16 protein-coding genes are annotated in these 17,169 nt (G+C 64.2%); 4 read left to right on the top strand and 12 right to left on the bottom strand.

All coding sequences use genetic code 11. The features are described from left to right. Together F0Q45_RS17580 and F0Q45_RS17575 are read right to left on the bottom strand one after the other, a co-directional pair. Positions 1-767, bottom strand: a 767-nt coding sequence (locus tag F0Q45_RS17580; protein WP_149655155.1) for a TIGR03084 family metal-binding protein, incomplete at its 3' end; no start/stop codon positions are given. Between the two features lie 11 nt (positions 768-778). Next, positions 779-2,065, bottom strand: coding sequence for an MFS transporter (locus tag F0Q45_RS17575; protein ID WP_149655157.1), 1,287 nt, complete (start codon positions 2,063-2,065; stop codon positions 779-781). 144 nt (positions 2,066-2,209) lie between these two features. Between F0Q45_RS17575 and F0Q45_RS17570 the strand changes: the two genes are divergently transcribed. Next, positions 2,210-2,815: a YqgE/AlgH family protein gene (locus F0Q45_RS17570; RefSeq protein WP_149655154.1), complete on the top strand. Its 606-nt coding sequence runs from the start codon at positions 2,210-2,212 to the stop codon at positions 2,813-2,815. 18 nt (positions 2,816-2,833) lie between these two features. Here F0Q45_RS17570 and F0Q45_RS17565 read toward each other — a convergent pair whose 3' ends face one another. After that, the gene (locus tag F0Q45_RS17565; protein WP_149655153.1) at positions 2,834-3,184 is read right to left on the bottom strand and encodes a hypothetical protein; all 351 of its coding nucleotides are present in this window, start codon (positions 3,182-3,184) and stop codon (positions 2,834-2,836) included. Between the two features lie 69 nt (positions 3,185-3,253). Next, on the bottom strand, positions 3,254-4,276 hold the full coding sequence (locus F0Q45_RS17560; protein WP_149655152.1) for an LpqN/LpqT family lipoprotein: 1,023 nt from the start codon (positions 4,274-4,276) through the stop codon (positions 3,254-3,256). A gap of 198 nt (positions 4,277-4,474) precedes the next feature. Between F0Q45_RS17560 and leuS the strand changes: the two genes are divergently transcribed. Then, entirely contained in the window at positions 4,475-7,369 is a 2,895-nt protein-coding gene (gene leuS, locus F0Q45_RS17555; protein ID WP_149655151.1) for a leucine--tRNA ligase, read from the top strand. Here leuS and F0Q45_RS17550 read toward each other — a convergent pair. From F0Q45_RS17550 to F0Q45_RS17515, 8 genes are all read right to left on the bottom strand, one after another. Continuing rightward, a complete protein-coding gene (locus tag F0Q45_RS17550) occupies positions 7,353-8,033 on the bottom strand; it encodes an SDR family oxidoreductase (protein ID WP_149655150.1) in 681 nt (226 codons plus the stop codon). The two genes, leuS and F0Q45_RS17550, sit on opposite strands and share 17 nt — an antisense overlap. A 39-nt stretch (positions 8,034-8,072) precedes the next feature. Beyond that, positions 8,073-8,570, bottom strand: a complete 498-nt coding sequence (locus tag F0Q45_RS17545) for a MarR family winged helix-turn-helix transcriptional regulator (RefSeq protein ID WP_149655149.1) — start codon at positions 8,568-8,570, stop codon at positions 8,073-8,075. Between the two features lie 299 nt (positions 8,571-8,869). Next, complete coding sequence (locus F0Q45_RS17540; RefSeq protein ID WP_149655148.1) at positions 8,870-9,598, bottom strand: GntR family transcriptional regulator; 729 nt, start codon at positions 9,596-9,598, stop codon at positions 8,870-8,872. A 258-nt stretch (positions 9,599-9,856) separates the two neighbouring features. Then, entirely contained in the window at positions 9,857-10,654 is a 798-nt protein-coding gene (locus tag F0Q45_RS17535) for an LLM class F420-dependent oxidoreductase (protein WP_149655147.1), read from the bottom strand. A 15-nt stretch (positions 10,655-10,669) separates the two neighbouring features. Continuing rightward, complete coding sequence (locus tag F0Q45_RS17530; protein ID WP_149655146.1) at positions 10,670-11,584, bottom strand: alpha/beta fold hydrolase; 915 nt, start codon at positions 11,582-11,584, stop codon at positions 10,670-10,672. Between the two features lie 107 nt (positions 11,585-11,691). After that, on the bottom strand, positions 11,692-12,798 hold the full coding sequence (locus F0Q45_RS17525; protein ID WP_149655145.1) for an inositol-3-phosphate synthase: 1,107 nt from the start codon (positions 12,796-12,798) through the stop codon (positions 11,692-11,694). 63 nt (positions 12,799-12,861) lie between these two features. Continuing rightward, complete coding sequence (locus F0Q45_RS17520) at positions 12,862-13,404, bottom strand: PadR family transcriptional regulator (RefSeq protein ID WP_149655144.1); 543 nt, start codon at positions 13,402-13,404, stop codon at positions 12,862-12,864. Positions 13,405-13,559: 155 nt separating this feature from the next. Beyond that, positions 13,560-14,429, bottom strand: a complete 870-nt coding sequence (locus tag F0Q45_RS17515) for a DUF1707 SHOCT-like domain-containing protein (RefSeq protein WP_149655143.1) — start codon at positions 14,427-14,429, stop codon at positions 13,560-13,562. Positions 14,430-14,571: 142 nt separating this feature from the next. On the opposite strand from F0Q45_RS17515, the gene F0Q45_RS17510 reads away from it, so the two are divergent. Both F0Q45_RS17510 and F0Q45_RS17505 read left to right on the top strand, forming a co-directional pair. Further along, positions 14,572-14,988, top strand: a complete 417-nt coding sequence (locus F0Q45_RS17510; protein ID WP_188113002.1) for a DUF5318 family protein — start codon at positions 14,572-14,574, stop codon at positions 14,986-14,988. Next, on the top strand, positions 14,981-17,169 hold a 2,189-nt coding region (locus F0Q45_RS17505; protein WP_149655142.1), incomplete at its 3' end, for a transglycosylase domain-containing protein. The genes F0Q45_RS17510 and F0Q45_RS17505, both read left to right, overlap by 8 nt.

The following is a 17,169-nucleotide window of genomic DNA, read 5'->3' as shown; positions in this document are numbered from 1 at the left end:
CCGGGGCCGGGAGGTCCGGCGAAAGCTTGTGCGATCTCCAACCACCGCTGCGCATCCTCCCCTACCGCAGTGACATCCAGCTCGTTCAATGCGCGCCGCCGCGTGACCAAATAACAGAAATCCTCAGCCGATCCGCTCACACGCTGGGACGCATCCGCAGGCCCCCAGGACCAGGTATCGCCTCCGGGACCGCGCAGCTCCACGCGGAACGCCGAGGCCGGCGGTGCCAGATTGTTGACAACGAAAGCGTAATCGCGGGTGCGCACGCCCAGATGCGCGATTGACCGCAGCCGCTCGGTGGCGGGACGGATAACGCCAAGTGCGTCGGCGACGTCAAGCCCATGTGCCCAGGTTTCCATCAGCCGGGCGGTGGCCATCGAGGAGGCGCTCATTGGCGGCCCAAACCACGGCAGTTTGCATCCATCGGGAACAGCCAGCAACGCATCATGTAAACGATCGCGAGTAACCCGCCACTCCCCCAGCAGTTCGCTCGGCGGCAGCGCTGCCAGCTCTGCAGCACCCGCATCCACAAAGCCGGCCGGATCGGCGGCAGCTGCGGCCAGCGCGTCGGCAAACCCGGCCTCATCGCTGATCGCGGTCAGCGCGACTCGGTCGGTCCACAGTAGGTGCCCGATCTGGTGCGCGATGGTCCATCCGGGCGCCGGTGTCAACCCGGTCCATCGTTTGGGCGAAAGATTTGCCACCAGCGCATCGAGGTCTCCACTCTCAGCCCGCAGGTCGGCGACGATCGGACCCGCACCCGTCATCACTACCTCCCTCAGTCGCCAGGCACCGGCTGGCCCCGGCGGCCAACGATGCTGTGAACCACCAGCCCCGTCAGATAAACCGCCGAGCCAAACACCACAAACGCGGGCGCGTGCCCATCATCAGGGATCAAGGCCGCGGCCAAGGTAATTGAAGCGATGTAGGACACCCAGAACAGCGCATCCTGTACGGCGAACACGTGGCCGCGCAGCGCGTCGTCGACGTCGATTTGCATCGCGGAATCGGCGCACAGCTTGACCACTTGGCCCGCCACGCCCAGCAGCAAGCCACATACCACCATCATCGGTAGCAGCAAGCCGACGCCGGCTAGCTCAATGGTGGCGGCTGCCGCCAGGGCACTATTAGCCGTGGCATAGCGACCGCAACGCCGGATCAAGGTCGGAGTCAACACGTTGGCCAGAAAGGCCCCGAGACCGGTCGCTGCGAAGAACACCAGCGCGGTACCGAAACCTTCGGCGTCGGCGTTTTTCATGTGGTGGACCAACAGCAAGATCAGCAATGAGTTGATTCCGACGACCATGCGGTGAGTCGCCAATCCCGACAGCGCCGCGGCAACTGTCGGGAGCTGCACAATCGTGCGGACACCGTGCAGCCAGCCGGTGATCACCGCGTACGCGGCCGACCCGTGGATAGCCCGCTTGGTGTCGTCCGGGCCCAACACCCGGGGGGCGAACCGCAACGACAGCAGCAGCGCAATCGTCACCGGGATGATCGCCGTGAAAATGACTACCGAGGCGCCGTGATCACCGCCACCGGCCAGCCACCGGGGCACCAGCATGAAATTGGCGCCGAGGAAGGCCGACACGGCACCTGACGCAGTGGCCACCGAGTTCATCGTGACCACCTGTTCGCGGGGCACCACGTGCGGCAACGCGGCCGACAGGCCCGAAGCGAGAAAGCGGGCCAAACCATTGGCGAGCAGCGCTCCGACTAGCAGCAGCAGATCTCCGCCTCTCAACGCCAAAATGGTGCCGATCCCGATGATGAAGGCCAACCGGCCGATATTGGCGCCCACCAGCACCAGCCGCCGATCCCAGCGGTCCATTAGCGCCCCGGCGAACGGCCCCAGCAGTGAATACGGCAAAAACAGCACCGCAAAAGCTCGTGCGATCGCCATCGGATCGGTAGCGCGGTCCGGATTGAACAGCAGCGCCCCGGCCAGTCCGGCTTGGAACAGGCCATCACCGAATTGACTCGCCATTCGCAGCTGCACCAGCCGGCTGAAGTCGGGCAAGGCGCGCACCGACCGCCAAAGTCCGGCGGGTGCGCTCGCTTGCATCCGGCTGCGAATCACAGGACCCACTTCCACGATTTGGCGCAGGCAAGGCTGGTTCGCTCAATGCCGACCCAACAACAGTACAAATAATGTCGACCGTGCTGGTTTTACCCCAGACGACCTTGCTGCGAGTGCGATGATGAGAACGTGGCGCCGCACGAAGATCCCGAAGACTACGTCGCACCCGCCGCACAACGGGTGCGAGCGGGTACTTTACTGCTGGCCAACACCGATCTGCTGGAGCCGACTTTTCGGCGCAGCGTGATCTACATCGTCGAGCACAACGAGGGCGGCACTTTGGGAGTCGTGCTCAACCGGCCGACTGAGACCGCGGTCTACAACGTTTTGCCCCAGTGGGCCAAACTCGTGGCCAAGCCCAAGACGATGTTTATCGGAGGCCCAGTGAAGCGCGACGCTGCCCTGTGCCTTGCGGTTTTACGGGTCGGCGCCGATCCCGACGGGGCGCCTGGCCTGCGCCATGTTTCCGGCCGCATGGTGATGGTCGACCTGGATGCCGATCCGGATCTGATTGCCCCCGTGGTGGAAGGGGTCCGGATTTTCGCCGGATACTCCGGCTGGACCACCGGCCAGCTCGAAGGTGAAATCGAACGCGACGACTGGATTGTGTTGTCGGGATTGCCTTCTGACGTCCTGGTTCCGCCGCGGGCAGACCTATGGGGCCAGGTGTTGCGACGCCAGCCGTTGCCGCTTTCGCTGCTTGCCACCCACCCTATCGACCTCAGCCGCAACTAACCGTCGCCGACTCGCCGGTCATTGGCAGGACAGGGTGCAGCCCGCGCAGTTGCCACCACACTCAACTGATTTCAGGCGAGCAGCGTCTCGGCGTAGCGCGTAGCGCGCGCTTTGCCACGAGCCGGTGGCCAGCGTCCCGCACGCGCCGATCACGCACACGATGACCACCACTAAGGCGGTAGGCGGGGACGCCGCAAGCGCTACCACCCCTCCGGCAGCCAGCATCACCGCGGCCGCCAATTGGGTTGGTGCCATCGCGCGCAGCGCCAGCTGAGTCGGATCGGCGGTGTGGGCATGGGAAAGTGACCAGGTCCCGAAGGCGGCGGAAGCCGCCGCCGCACATACACACAGCACACCCGCAATAAGCATGGGCTCACAATACGAGTTCACGCACGACTTGGCCTGTCCTGGCCCGCGAACGTGCCAGGGCGTCACGACTCAGCGCGACGGCACCGGCGGCAACGTGGTCAGCGGTGGCAGCGCCGGCGTCACACCGGGCACGGTCTGCGCGGCGGGATGCGGAGGAGGAGCGGTCACCAACGGCGGCGGAGCCGGAGCCGCTACTGGGGCCGGGGGGGTTGCTGGGGGGACCTGAGTGGGAGCCTGCAGCGGCGCTCGGGCGGGCCCCTGGCCGGCGGCCGTAGGTATCGTCACTCGGAATCCGTTGATGATGGCGTCGGTGGCTGGAGCATCGGTGATCGCTTGCGACGCGGCCGTGGTCACCGACAGCGACACCAGGTATTTGTCAGCTCCCGACGCGGCCAGGACATGGCGACGTGAGGTGTTGAGCGTCATGTCGTTCTCGCGATATGTGCCTTCTATGATTGCCGACGGGAAGCCATTAAAGCTTGCCATGGAGGCATTGGTGGTCTGCCATGCCAACAGCTGCTGGCTGTCGGCGAAACTGTGCGTGATCGCCTCCGCCGGATCGAAGTTGCCGACGAGCTTGTACACCACCACCTGCGCGTTGGACGTGTAGATGCTGCTTCCCCCCACCCGGTCGGCAATCACTGCAAACGCATCGGGCACATTGGGGTCGGGCACCGGAGTCCAGCGAGGCGGCATCGGCAGCACGATGTCAAGCGCCCTGAATCCCTGCGCCCGCTGTGCCTCGAACTTGACGCCTTTGGCCTCCAGGTGCTCCCGCAGGGTGCCCGTTACCGGGGGAGTGACCGACGTCGGCGTCGGCGCTACCGCGGCGGGGGGCATCGGTGACACCACGGGTGCGGGTGCCAAAGCCTGGGTAGGAGCTGGTGCGAACCGATTGCTGATGCCTCCCGGATTAGCGGTCAGGTTCTGTACGGGTGGGCTTGCCGGTTGCAGCGGAACCGGCGCGGGGACCGGAGGCTGCGGAAACAAAGGTTCGGCGGACGCCGTGCCACCGGCGACAAGGACGACGCCGACGAAACCGGCGGCGATGCCCCCTACGAAAACCCGCCAGGTGCGCGCGATGTGGATCATGTGCGTCGGTCCCTCCGAACTACTCGGGCGCCACTGCCCCGTCATCGATGGTGAATTTAACGAATTCTTAGAGGCGCCGAATAGGGCTGACATCGAGCTGGGATGAACCTCTGACCGGTGTGCAACGCAACCGAGACCAATCCGTGGCCAGCGCCTTGGCCGCCGGGGCCCGGGGGCTGCCCTTATACCCTGTTGGGCGTGACCGAATCGCCAACCACTACGCCTGGCAGCGCGCACGGTGCCAACGACGCCGATGCGCCGCGGTATCGCTACACCACCGAGCTGGCGGCCAGGCTGGAGCGGACGTGGCAGGACAACTGGGGGCGGCTCGAGACCTTCAACGTGCCCAACCCGGTTGGGTCACTGGCTCCCGCGGACGGTGCGCCGGTACCGGAGGACAAGCTGTTCGTCCAGGACATGTTCCCCTATCCCTCGGGGGAGGGATTGCACGTGGGCCACCCGCTGGGCTATATCGCGACCGACGTCTACGCCCGCTATCACCGGATGATTGGCCACAACGTGCTACACGCGTTGGGGTTCGACTCCTTCGGGTTGCCCGCAGAACAGTACGCCCTGCAAACCGGCACCCATCCGCGTACCAGGACCGAGGCCAACATCGTGAACTTCCGCCGGCAACTGGGCCGGCTGGGTCTGGGCCACGACAGCCGCCGCAGCTTCTCGACCACCGATGTCGAGTTCTACAAGTGGACGCAGTGGATCTTTTTGCAGATCTACCACGCTTGGTTTGACACCCAAGCCAACAAAGCCCGCCCGATCGCCGAATTGGTCGCCGAATTTAGCTCTGGCGCCAGGACTCTCGATGATGCTCGGGAGTGGGCCCAGCTGTCGGTAGGGGAGCGGTCCGACGTGATCGACAGCTATAGGCTGGTCTACCGCACGGACTCGATGGTGAACTGGTGTCCGGGGCTGGGCACGGTGCTGGCCAATGAAGAGGTTACCGCCGACGGCCGCAGCGATCGAGGCAACTTTCCGGTGTTTCGCAAGCGGCTGCGCCAATGGATGATGCGCATCACCGCCTACGCCGACCGGCTGCTCGACGACCTCGATGTGCTGGACTGGCCGGAGCAGGTCAAGACGATGCAGCGCAACTGGATTGGCCGCTCGACGGGCGCCGCGGCGCTGTTCTCGGCGACCAGCAGCAATGGCTCAGACGTCGACATTGAAGTATTCACTACCCGCCCCGACACGTTGTACGGCGCCACGTACCTGGTACTGGCGCCGGAGCACCACCTGATCGACGTGCTGGTTGCCGAAGCCTGGCCCGACGACGTCAACCCATCGTGGACGTACGGTGCCGTAACTCCGGGCGAGGCTGTCGCCGCCTATCGCCGCGCGATCGCGACCAAGTCAGACTTGGAACGGCAGGAGAGCAGGGAGAAGACCGGCGTCTTCTTGGGCAGCTACGCCATTAATCCGGCCAACGGCAGGCCGGTACCGATCTTCATCGCCGACTACGTGCTGGCCGGGTACGGCACCGGGGCCATCATGGCGGTGCCGGGCCATGATCAGCGGGATTGGGACTTTGCCCGGACATTAGGGCTTTCGGTCGTGGAAGTCATTGCCGGTGGCGATATCTCGGAGGCGGCATACACCGGTGACGGCGTGCTGGTGAACTCCGGGTTTCTTGACGGCATGAGTGTCGCCGAGGCCAAGCAGGCCATGACGACTCACCTGGAGTCCGACGGTCGAGGCCAGGCCCGCATCGAATTCAAGCTGCGGGATTGGCTTTTCGCGCGGCAACGGTACTGGGGCGAGCCGTTCCCGATTGTCTACGACGGCGACGGACGTCCGCATGCCCTCGATGAAACCGCACTACCGGTGGAATTGCCTGACGTGGACGACTATTCACCGGTTTCGTTCGATCCCGACGACGCCGACAGTGAGCCATCACCGCCACTGGCCAAGGCAACCGAGTGGGTCCACGTGGAGCTTGATCTCGGCGACGGCCTGAAGCCCTACAGCCGCGACACCAACGTGATGCCGCAGTGGGCCGGCAGCTCCTGGTACGAGCTGCGCTACACCGATCCACACAACTCAGAGCGGTTCTGCGCCAAAGAGAATGAGACGTACTGGATGGGTCCGCGCCCGGCGGAACACGGTCCGGACGACCCTGGCGGCGTCGACTTGTACGTCGGTGGCGCCGAGCACGCCGTGCTGCACTTGTTGTATTCCAGGTTCTGGCACAAAGTCTTGTACGACCTCGGCCACGTGAGTTCTCGCGAACCGTACCGCAAGCTCATCAACCAGGGTTACATCCAGGCCTTCGCCTACACCGACGCGCGTGGTTCCTACGTCCCAGCCGAAGAGGTAATCGAGCGCGACGGCCGTTTCGTGTATCCGGGACCCGACGGGGAAATTGAGGTTGTACAGGAATTCGGCAAAATCGGGAAGAGCCTGAAGAATTCCATATCTCCCGACGAGATCTGCGATGCCTACGGGGCCGACACGCTACGGGTGTACGAGATGTCGATGGGTCCGTTAGAAGCTTCGCGTCCATGGGCTACCAAAGATGTCATCGGCGCGCACCGCTTCTTACAACGATTGTGGCGGCTGGTTGTCGACGAAAACACCGGTGAAACTCGGGTCGCTGAAACCGAACTGGACATTGAGACGCTGCGGAGACTGCACCGCACCATCGCAGGAGTATCCGAAGACTACGTGGCGCTGCGCAATAACACTGCGGCTGCCAAGTTGATCGAGTACACCAACCATCTCACGAAGCTTTATCGTGCCGGGGTTCCCCGGGCAGCGGTGGAACCACTGGTGCTCATGCTGGCGCCGCTGGCCCCACACCTGGCCGAAGAGCTGTGGATGCGGCTAGGCAACCCCACCTCGCTAGCGCACGGTCCCTTCCCGGAGGCGGATCCCGCATACCTGATTGACGACACCGTCGAATACCCGGTGCAGGTGAATGGCAAGGTGCGCAGCCGGGTAGTGGTGCCCGCAGACTCGGACGACGACGCGGTCAAGGCCGCCGCGCTGGCCGACGAAAAGGTGCAGATGTTTTTGGCCGGTGCCACTCCGCGCAAGGTAATTGTGGTCGTCGGCCGTCTAGTCAACCTGGTGGTCTGACCCGGGGCCGGATGACCACTTCGTGCACGTGTCCGTCCGGCGGGGTGGCTACCACATGCGCTACTACTGCTGCGACCGTGTCGGCCCGCAGGAATCGTTGGGGGTCATAGTTGCCGCCCTCGAACTCGACCAGTTCGCGCTGCATCTCGGTGTCGGTGCGTCCCGGGAAGATCGTCGTCACCCGGAGCCGGGGCTCATCGGCGCGCAGCGAGTCGGCGAATGCGCGCAACGCGAACTTGCTGGCTGAGTAGGAAGCCATCCCGGCGGAAACATTGCGTCCGGCACCGGAATTGATGAACACCACCTGGCCGCGCGCCCGTCGCAGCGCCGATAGCAGCGCAAGGGTAAGGGACACCGCACCAAAGACATTGACGTCGAAGGTGGCACGCCACGCATCGACATCTGCCTCACCGACATGACCTGGGATGGATAGCCCCGCGTTATGCACCAGTACGTCGAGCTGGTCGACCACCTCACAACTGGCTTCAATTGTGTTGGTATCGGCCAAGTCCAGCGGAAAAGTGGTGGCTCCCAGTCGCTGCGCGACGGCGTCAAGCCGCTCGGAAGGCCGACCGGCTAGTAGTAGGGTGTGCGTGGGCGCCAAGGCGGTGGCGATCGCGGAACCAATACCTCGGCTGGCGCCGGTAATGAGTGCGGTTGGCATGACGTAGAGGTGACTAATTCGTTTGGCGGCCAGCTACTTTCACGCCTGTCTGAGCTCATCATCCACAGCGGCGCCGGCTGGTTCACCACTGGCCAAACGTTCGAGCGGCGCGAGCGCGTTCGTCAGGGTCTCGAGGTCAGCGCAGGGGAGTTGGCCGAGCATCGCGGCAAGAGCGGCGTGCCGGTTTGCCAGCGATTCGGCATGCACGGCGCGTCCTTGCGATGTGATGTCGACCAATACGGCCCGTAGGTCCGACGGGTCGCGCGAGCGCTTCACCAACCCCATTTTCTCCAGTCGCCGGATAGCCACGGTGGTGGTCGGGGTTCGCACCCGCTCGTGCGCGGCGAGATCCGTCATCCTGATTGGCCCGCGGTCAAGCAAGGTGACCAAAATGGACAGTTGCGCAAGCGTCAATTCACCGGCAACGGCCCCGTTCGGGTCGCCGCGGCGCAGGATTGAGAACAGCTTGGCCAGTGCGCGATGCAGTCCCTCCGCCAGCTCTGTCACGTCGGTCGCGGTGGGTTCGCTGTCCGCCATAGGTCGGCAGTCTAACCCGACATGTGATTCACGGAAGAGCGGTCGGCGACTATCAAAGCCGCCGCGACAACAACCGCTGCAGTCGCTCGGTCGTTGCGATCTCGGGTATCTGCTTCGCCAAGCTAGGTCTCCGTCCAGCGGGCGAAGCCCATTCTTGGGTGACTACAGTGCGCTGCACCCGGTGAATGTCGTTGGCCGGCTGAAAACAGAGTCGACGCCGAAGCGCCGCGACGCGTTAACGGTCGACGCTAGACCCGGTCACCGGCCACCGTGGCGATCGTTCGGCACGTGTGCGCCGCTCAGAATCCGATTGGCGACGGCTCGGGATTCACCGCTAAGGGCGGTACCCGAACGGCGTTGTGACAGGCGCCCTCAGGGGAGGTGAACACCCGGCGGCGAAGCAGTTCGGCCAGCATCGTCTGGGCCATCAGCTGCGACCGTCCGATACACGCCGCCCGCGCGGCGTCCGGGTCGCGCCGATGTATCGCCGCGTGCTCTTCTTCGTAGCACGGCAGCACGTTGTCGCGGCTGTTTTGGTGGGTCATCCAGAACACGCGGGGAATCAAGTTTTGCGAGGCGCGGATACTGGCATGCAGCCGCGGCCCCGCGTACTCGTCGTTGACAGCTCGCCGGTATTCTCCGGCGATCCCAAAGAAGGTCCGCGATTCTCGTGCCGTGCGTAGTGCTCGCATGAGACCATCCAATTCCCTCAGGAGCCGGGGCGTAGGGTTTGTTGCCGCCCGTGCCGAAGCAATGCCATTGAGCAGGCCGTCGAGTTCGTGATGCTCGCGCACTGTGGCCTCGTCGAAACGCTCGACGAACGCCCCCCGGTGATAGCGAGTCGACACGATCCCGTCGTGTTCGAGTTGGACCAGCGCCTCTTGAATAGGGACGCGGCTGACCCCCAACCCCTGCGCGATTTCGTTGCGGTCAACACGGTCACCGCTGCGCAGTTTGCCCGTCAGAATCAGGTCAAGGATGTGCGAGACGACCTGGTCTTTTTCTTTGATCCCGTATTTCTTAGGCATCAGTGTCTTCGAATCTCTTTCAACCGCTCCGACATCAGCGCTGGGAAGTTTCTCACGACTATGCGGTGTTTCTGAGCCGAACGCAGCGATAGCGTGGGAATGCCCAACCCTTGGTGACTGCGGTGGGGTTGGTAGTTCGGCCCCAATCGTCGCGACGGCGCCGCCGAACTCGATTGTATTCCTCTCGCGCCCTTATGGGTTCGGCATCGGGGAGCGCGGCGATCTCGTCGGCAGGTCCAGATGAGTCGAACACGCAAGTTAACGACTGTCGCGCCACTTGCAGAGCGCTTGGGCGGCGGTGAGGTCGTAGTCGGGACCGTCGCAGCCCACCGTCAGCAGCGTCACCCCAAGCCGGCTGAGGCTTTCGGCGCTCGAAATAAGCCCGCTGCCGTTTTGGACCGCGGCCGAACGCTCAATGGTGGCCGGATCCCGCCCGACGTCGGCGCAGTGGCGGCTTAGCACCTCGGCCTTGGCCGGGAACTCGTCGGCGGCGGTGAAGCTGTGCCAGATGTCGGCGTATTCGGCGACCAGCCGCAACGTCTTGCGTTCGCCGCCGCCGCCGATCAGCATCGGAATGTCGCGGGTCGGCGGCGGGTTCAGGTTGGCCACCCGGGACTTGATCCGGGGCAGCGCGGCAGCCAGGTCGTCGAGGCGACTGCCCGCGGTGCCGAACTCATAGCCGTACTCGTCGTAGTCCTTCTGTTTCCAGCCCGAGCCGATTCCCAGGATGAGGCGGCCCTCGCAGATGTGGTCTACGGTGCGGGCCATGTCCGCTAGCAACTCCGGATTGCGATAGGAGTTACATGCGACCAGGGCGCCGATTTGGATGCGCGACGTCTGCTCAGCCCAGGCGCCGAGCATGGTCCAGCATTCGAAGTGGGGGCCGTCGGGATCGCCGAAGAGCGGGAAGAAGTGGTCCCAGTTGAAGGCGATGTCGACACCGATGTCCTCACAGCGGCGGACGGCGTCGCGGATGTGGCCGTAGTGCGGGGCGTGCTGGGGCTGTAGCTGTACGCCAATGCGGATGGGCAGATCGGGATGCACGGGAGAGGTCATAGGACCACCGTAGGCTCAGCTATTGGCGAGCACCTCGCGCAGGATGTCGACGAGCACCCGCGGTTGGTCACTTTGCACCGAGTGACCCGCATCCTCGACGACGTGCGCGCCACGGAAATGTTTTGCGCGCCGGGTAAGTTCAGCGACGTCCTCGTCGTTGACGAAGCCCGACTTGCCGCCCCGGATGAGTGTGATGGGCGCCGGCACGGCGTCGACGTCGTCCCATAAGGGACCGAAGTCCGGGAAGCTGCGGATGGCGTCGTACCGCCAGGTCCAGTTGCCGTTGTCGAGCCGGCGGGAGTTGTGGAACACACCGCGCCGCAGCGCCTTCACCTCACGATGCGGTGCGGCGGCGATGGTCAGCTCCAGCATGGCCTGGAAGCTGGGGAATTCCCGCTCACCCTGCATCAGCGCCACGGTGCCGCGCTGTTCGGCGGTCATTTCGGCGTGCCGCCGCAACGCCGACGGCGTGACGTCGATGAGCACCAGTTCATCGACCAGCTCGGGGGCCAGCGCACCCAGCCGTATGCCGGTTAGCCCGCCCAGGGACATGCCGACCACGAGTTCGGCTTCCGGTGCTAGCTGACGCAGCACCGGCGCCAGGGCGTCGGCGTTGTGTTGCGGCGAGTAGTCGCCGTCCTCGCGCCAGCTGGAATGGCCGTGCCCGGGAAGGTCCACCGCTAACGCCGGCTCACCGAGGCCGACGATCACGGTGTCCCAGGTATGCGCGTTCTGGCCACCGCCATGCAGGAAGATCACCCGCGGCGCCGAGCTAGCCCAGCGCAACGCGCTGATTCGGCCTTGAGCGGTGTTGGTTTCCAACCGCTCTACTTGGGGTGGCGGGCCCGTCGCGCCGGCCTGCTCGGCGTTCTCGGCCAACAGGTCGAACTCGGAGAGTCCGGTCAATTCGTCGTCGGAGGGCTCGGCCATAATCTCCGACCCTACGAACTCCGCCGTGACGTACGGAACGCACCGTCCCGAAGGTTACTTCAGAAACCGCAGATAGCCGTGCGGCTTGCCGCCGCGGCACACTCGAGTTAGTCCGCGATGATGAACTCTTCGAGCTGGGCTCGTGCCACATCGTCGGGCAACTGCTCGGGCGGGCTCTTCATCAGGTAGGCCGATGCGGGGATCACCGGTCCGCCGATACCGCGGTCCTTGGCGATCTTGGCCGCGCGCACCGCGTCAATGATTACGCCCGCCGAGTTCGGTGAGTCCCACACCTCGAGCTTGTACTCCAAGTTCAGCGGCACGTCACCGAAGGCCCGGCCCTCCAGACGCACGTAAGCCCACTTGCGGTCGTCGAGCCAGCCGACGTGGTCGGACGGACCGATGTGCACGTCTTTGGTGTTGAACTCGCGCTGCAAGTTGGACGTCACGGCCTGAGTCTTGGAGATCTTCTTGGACTCCAGCCGCTCGCGCTCCAGCATGTTCTTAAAGTCCATGTTGCCGCCCACGTTGAGCTGCATCGTGCGGTCCAATTGGACACCGCGGTCCTCGAAGAGCTTTGCCATTACCCGGTGCGTGATGGTGGCGCCGACCTGGCTCTTGATGTCGTCGCCGACGATGGGCACGCCGGCGTCAGCGAACTTCTTGGCCCACACTGGGTCGGAGGCGATGAACACCGGCAGGGCGTTCACAAACGCCACATCGGCGTCGATGGCGCACTGGGCGTAAAACTTGTCAGCCTCTTCGGAGCCCACCGGCAGGTAGGAAACCAGCACGTCAACCTTCGCGTCCTTGAGGACCTGGACCACGTCGACCGGCTCCGCGTCGGACAACTCGATGGTGTCGGCGTAGTACTTGCCGATGCCGTCGAGCGTCGGGCCGCGCTGCACCACCACATTGGTGGGTGCCACGTCGGCGATCTTGATGGTGTTGTTTTCCGAAGCGAAGATCGCGTCCGACAGATCGAAGCCGACCTTCTTGGCGTCAACGTCGAACGCGGCGACGAACTTGACGTCTCGGACGTGGTAGGGGCCAAAGCGCACGTGCATGAGACCGGGCACTGTCGACGTGTCGTCGGCGTTGTAGTAGTACTCGACGCCCTGGACCAGCGAGGACGCGCAGTTGCCGACGCCCACAATCGCGACTCGTACCTCGGGATGCGCCCCCTGCGCCATCGGCGGCTGGTGCTCACTCATCGGGCGTTCTCCTTACCTCGTAACTCTGGGTGTCTATGGGGTATTCGAATGTGGGCGGTTGATTCACGTCTGTTCCGCTCGATTGGGTGCGGCCCGTTCGGCGGCGATGAGTTCGTTGAGCCACTTGACTTCTCGCTCGCTGGACTCAAGCCCGAGCTGGTGCAGTTGCCGGGTGTAGCGATCAAAGGAGCTACTGGCCCTGGCTACTGCCTCGCGCAGGCCTTCCCGTCGCTCTTCGACCTGGCGGCGGCGGCCTTCCAGAATGCGCATCCGTGCTTCGGCTGGAGTGCGGTTGAAGAACGCGAGGTGCACCCCGAATCCGTCATCGGTGTAGTTGTGCGGGCCGGTGTCGGCCACTAGTTCGGCGAAGCGGCGGCGACCTTCGTCGGTCAGCTGGTAGACCCTGCGGGCACGCCGCACTGGTAGTCCCGCGGGAGCGGCGTTCTCGGCTATCAACCCTTGAGTCTGCATCCGGCGCAGCGCCGGATACAGCGAGCCATACGAGAAAGCCCGAAAAGCGCCGAGTAGGCCGGTTAGCCGCTTGCGCAACTCGTAGCCGTGCATCGGCGACTCGATCAGGAGTCCTAGTATGGCCAGCTCGAGCACCGAATCACCTCCTTTGCATGGCTCGTTACGACGGTCCGACGCCTCGCGGCATCGTATCGTTTCGATATATTCGTCACAACAGCACCCGTTGTTAGTGAGCTGTTCGTCACATTTGACGACGCGTAAACGTGCTGAAGTCTTGTGCTCGCCGCCGGTTACGAGGGGTAGCTCACCTGTTTGACGGTGCCGTCACCAGCAAGACTGATATAGCCGCTGCCGTAGTCGCTTGAAACGTACAGCTGCAGCGACAGCGCCCCGGGCGCGGTCGGATCACTGGCCGCTTCAATCGACAAGTACATGTTGGTAACGTCCGACTGCTTCATGCCCAGTGTTTCCGCGGCGCCGCGCATGATGCCCACCGTTGTTTTCACGTCGAACTTGCCCAGGTCAACCAGGTCGGTGTCGGCACCGCTCTTGGCCGAGCTGCTCGGATCGCCCCAGCCGCCTCGGTAGGTGTAGCTCAACACCCTGCGGTCGTCAGCGGGGTCTTTGCGATCCAGCGCCGCATACGTCGGGTAGACCACCAGCCGGTAGCCCATGGTGTCGCCGAACTTCTTCCGCATCTGCTCGATCAGACCGGTGAGCCCGCCAAGCGAATGCAACTGCTTCGGCGGCGTCAGCACTACCGCCGTGACGCCGTCGGGCTTGACTCCAGGGTCTGTCGTGAAATCCAACGGCGAGTTGGTATTGCCATAGAGGCCCCAGCCAATGCCCACGCCTAGCAGTACCGAAGCCCCGAATGCCGCCGCGAGCAGGCCCAACCCATTGCGCCGCGCCCGTGTCTTGAGCGCGGGCACTTCTGCGCGTGCGCGCTCGGACTGCAGGTCAGCAACCAGGCTTTGTAGGTCTCCCAGGGTGACCGCGTGGGTAGCGGCGCTGACCCGCTCGCGATGCTCTTCCATCGAGAGCTGGCCGTCGTTGAGGGAGGCGTCGAGAATCTGGCAGGCGTCCTGGCGGTCGCTGTCTTTAGCCCGGGTCGACGCTGATCCGCTTCGAGCCAGCGTTGCGCTCAGCCATTTCGCCACAGGGTGATCGTAGAAGCCGGGCCGCCGGGCGCGCGATAAGACTTCAACTGCAAGGGGTGTGCGTACCCCGGATGTCGCGGTTACTCCTCAGGTCATGCCCGCCTGCATGGTCGGGACGGGAACGCGACGTACTCTGGTCAGCGTGCGACTGCAGCGACAGGTAGTGGATTACGCTCTTCGGCGGCGGTCGCTGCTGGCCGAGGTGTACTCGGGACGCACCGGTGTCTCCGAGGTGTGTGACGCAAATCCCTATCTGCTGCGCGCAGCGAAGTTTCATGGGAAACCAAGCCAGGTGATGTGCCCGATCTGCCGCAAGGAGCAGCTCACGTTGGTGTCGTGGGTGTTTGGCGAGCACCTGGGCGCGGTATCGGGCTCGGCGCGTACCGCTGAGGAGCTGGTCCTGCTGACCACCCGGTTCTCGGAATTCGCGGTCCACGTGGTGGAGGTGTGCCGAACCTGCAGCTGGAATCATCTGGTCAAGTCGTACGTCCTGGGCGCGGCTCGTCCGCCCAAGGGAACGCGGACGGCGCGTAACGGCGCCCGTACGGCCAGTGAATAGCGAGGGGCGCCACCAGTCGTCCAGTGACGCTACAGGCGGGCCGGCGGCTGAGGGCGTAAGCCAACATCCCGGCGACCTCGATCGCCCAGAGGTGTCCAGTGGGGTAACCAACCAGCGCCGCCAGGTTCCGCCCGACGACAGGTTAACCTCGATTCTCCCGCCGGTAGCCGAGGACCGGTTGTCGCGGCACACGGATCCCATCGGGGAAGTCAAGGCAGCGTTGGACGGCCCGCCCGCTGCGTCCCTGCCGCTGCAGCGCGACCCGCTGGACCAGGTCAAGGCGGCCTTGGAGAGCTCCGGTCCGCGCCGTCGGCAGGAGCGGCTGACCGGGACAGGAGGTCCACCGGGTCCGCCCGGGCCACGCGGACCGGTCCCGCCGGCAGCTGGCCGGTCTGGCAGACGCAAGCCGAACTGGGTCCAGCAGATCAACTGGAGATGGGTCCGACGGTCGATTTACCTCGCCGCGGCGGTGCTGATCTTGTTGCCGATCGTCACTTTTGCGATGGCCTATTTCATCGTCGACGTCCCCAAGCCGGGTGACATCCGTACCAACCAGGTCTCCACGATCCTGGCCAGCGACGGGTCCGAAATCGCCAAGATTGTTCCTCCTGAAGGCAACCGGGTTGACGTCAATCTCAGCCAAGTTCCGGTGCACGTGCGCCAGGCGGTCATTGCTGCTGAAGACCGGGGTTTTTACTCCAACCCTGGCTTCTCGTTTAGCGGCTTCGGGCGGGCGGTGAAGAACAACCTGTTTGGTGGTGACTTGCAGGGCGGTTCCACCATCACCCAGCAATACGTCAAGAACGCGCTGGTCGGATCCGCGCAACACGGGTGGAGTGGGGTGTTGCGCAAGGCCAAGGAATTGGTCATCGCGACCAAGATGTCGGGGGAGTGGTCCAAAGACGATGTGCTGCAGGCGTATTTGAACATCATTTACTTCGGCCGCGGTGCCTACGGGATTTCGGCGGCTTCCAAGGCCTATTTCGACAAGCCGGTCGAGCAGCTCACCGTATCAGAGGGAGCATTGCTGGCTGCGCTGATCAGGCGCCCGTCAACGCTGGACCCCGCGGTCGACCCGGATGGCGCGCTGGCCCGGTGGAATTGGGTGCTCGACGGCATGGTGGAGACTAAGGCACTATCCGCCAAGGACCGCGCCGACCAGCAGTTTCCGCAGACCGTACCGCCCGATCAGGCGCACGCGGCGAATCAGACCACCGGCCCTAACGGGCTGATTGAGCGACAAGTCACCAAAGAGTTGATGGAGCTTTTCAACATTGATGAGCAGACTCTGAACACCCAAGGTTTGCAGGTGACCACCACGATCGATCCGCAAGCCCAGCAGGCGGCGGAAAAGGCGGTGGCGAAATACCTTGATGGGCAAGATCCGGACATGCGGGCTGCGGCGGTATCCATTGATCCGCATAACGGCGGCGTGCGGGCTTATTACGGCGGCGACAATGCCAACGGCTACGACTTTGCCCAGGGTGGGCTGCAGACCGGCTCCTCGTTCAAGGTGTTTGCCCTAGTGGCTGCGCTTGAACAGGGGATCGGCCTGGGATACCAGGTTGACAGTTCGCCGTTGACGGTTGACGGCATCAAGATCACCAACGTCGAGGGCGAGAGTTGCGGGACGTGCAACATCGCCGAAGCACTCAAGATGTCGTTGAACACCTCCTATTACCGGCTGATGCTGAAGCTGAACGGTGGCCCGCAGGCCGTGGCAGACGCCGCGCATCAGGCCGGCGTCGCCACCAGCTTCCCGGGTGTGGCACATACGCTGTCCGAGGACGGTAAAGGTGGGCCCCCCAACAACGGAATCGTGTTGGGCCAGTATCAAACCCGGGTGATCGATATGGCATCGGCCTACGCGACATTGGCTGCCTCCGGCCTCTATCACCGGCCGCACTTTGTGCAAAAGGTGGTCAACGCGGAGGGCCAGGTGCTCTTTGACGCCAGCACCGTCGACAACTCGGGGGAGCAGCGGATCCCCAAGGCCGTCGCCGACAACGTCACTGCGGCGATGATGCCGATCGCGGGGTATTCGCGTGGCCACAACCTAGCCGGCGGCCGGCCCTCGGCCGCCAAGACTGGCACGGTGCAGTTGGGTGACACTACCGCCAATAAGGACGCCTGGATGGTGGGGTACACGCCGTCGCTGTCCACGGCGGTGTGGGTCGGGAC

Origin of the sequence: Mycobacterium simiae (assembly GCF_008370645.1) — a bacterium.
Classification (GTDB): domain Bacteria; phylum Actinomycetota; class Actinomycetes; order Mycobacteriales; family Mycobacteriaceae; genus Mycobacterium; species Mycobacterium simiae_A.
Note: the sequence above shows the minus strand (reverse complement) of the source record. Positions and strands in the feature narration are given on the sequence as shown.

Excerpts from the sequence above, each read along its gene's own strand:
- F0Q45_RS17575 (WP_149655157.1), bottom strand. The coding sequence starts at position 2,065 with ATGCAAGCGAGCGCACCCGCCGGACTTTGGCGGTCGGTGCGCGCCTTG.
- F0Q45_RS17565 (WP_149655153.1), bottom strand. The coding sequence starts at position 3,184 with ATGCTTATTGCGGGTGTGCTGTGTGTATGTGCGGCGGCGGCTTCCGCC.
- F0Q45_RS17560 (WP_149655152.1), bottom strand. The coding sequence starts at position 4,276 with ATGATCCACATCGCGCGCACCTGGCGGGTTTTCGTAGGGGGCATCGCC.
- F0Q45_RS17550 (WP_149655150.1), bottom strand. The coding sequence starts at position 8,033 with ATGCCAACCGCACTCATTACCGGCGCCAGCCGAGGTATTGGTTCCGCG.
- F0Q45_RS17545 (WP_149655149.1), bottom strand. The coding sequence starts at position 8,570 with ATGGCGGACAGCGAACCCACCGCGACCGACGTGACAGAGCTGGCGGAG.
- F0Q45_RS17540 (WP_149655148.1), bottom strand. The coding sequence starts at position 9,598 with ATGCCTAAGAAATACGGGATCAAAGAAAAAGACCAGGTCGTCTCGCAC.
- F0Q45_RS17535 (WP_149655147.1), bottom strand. The coding sequence starts at position 10,654 with ATGACCTCTCCCGTGCATCCCGATCTGCCCATCCGCATTGGCGTACAG.
- F0Q45_RS17530 (WP_149655146.1), bottom strand. The coding sequence starts at position 11,584 with ATGGCCGAGCCCTCCGACGACGAATTGACCGGACTCTCCGAGTTCGAC.
- F0Q45_RS17525 (WP_149655145.1), bottom strand. The coding sequence starts at position 12,798 with ATGAGTGAGCACCAGCCGCCGATGGCGCAGGGGGCGCATCCCGAGGTA.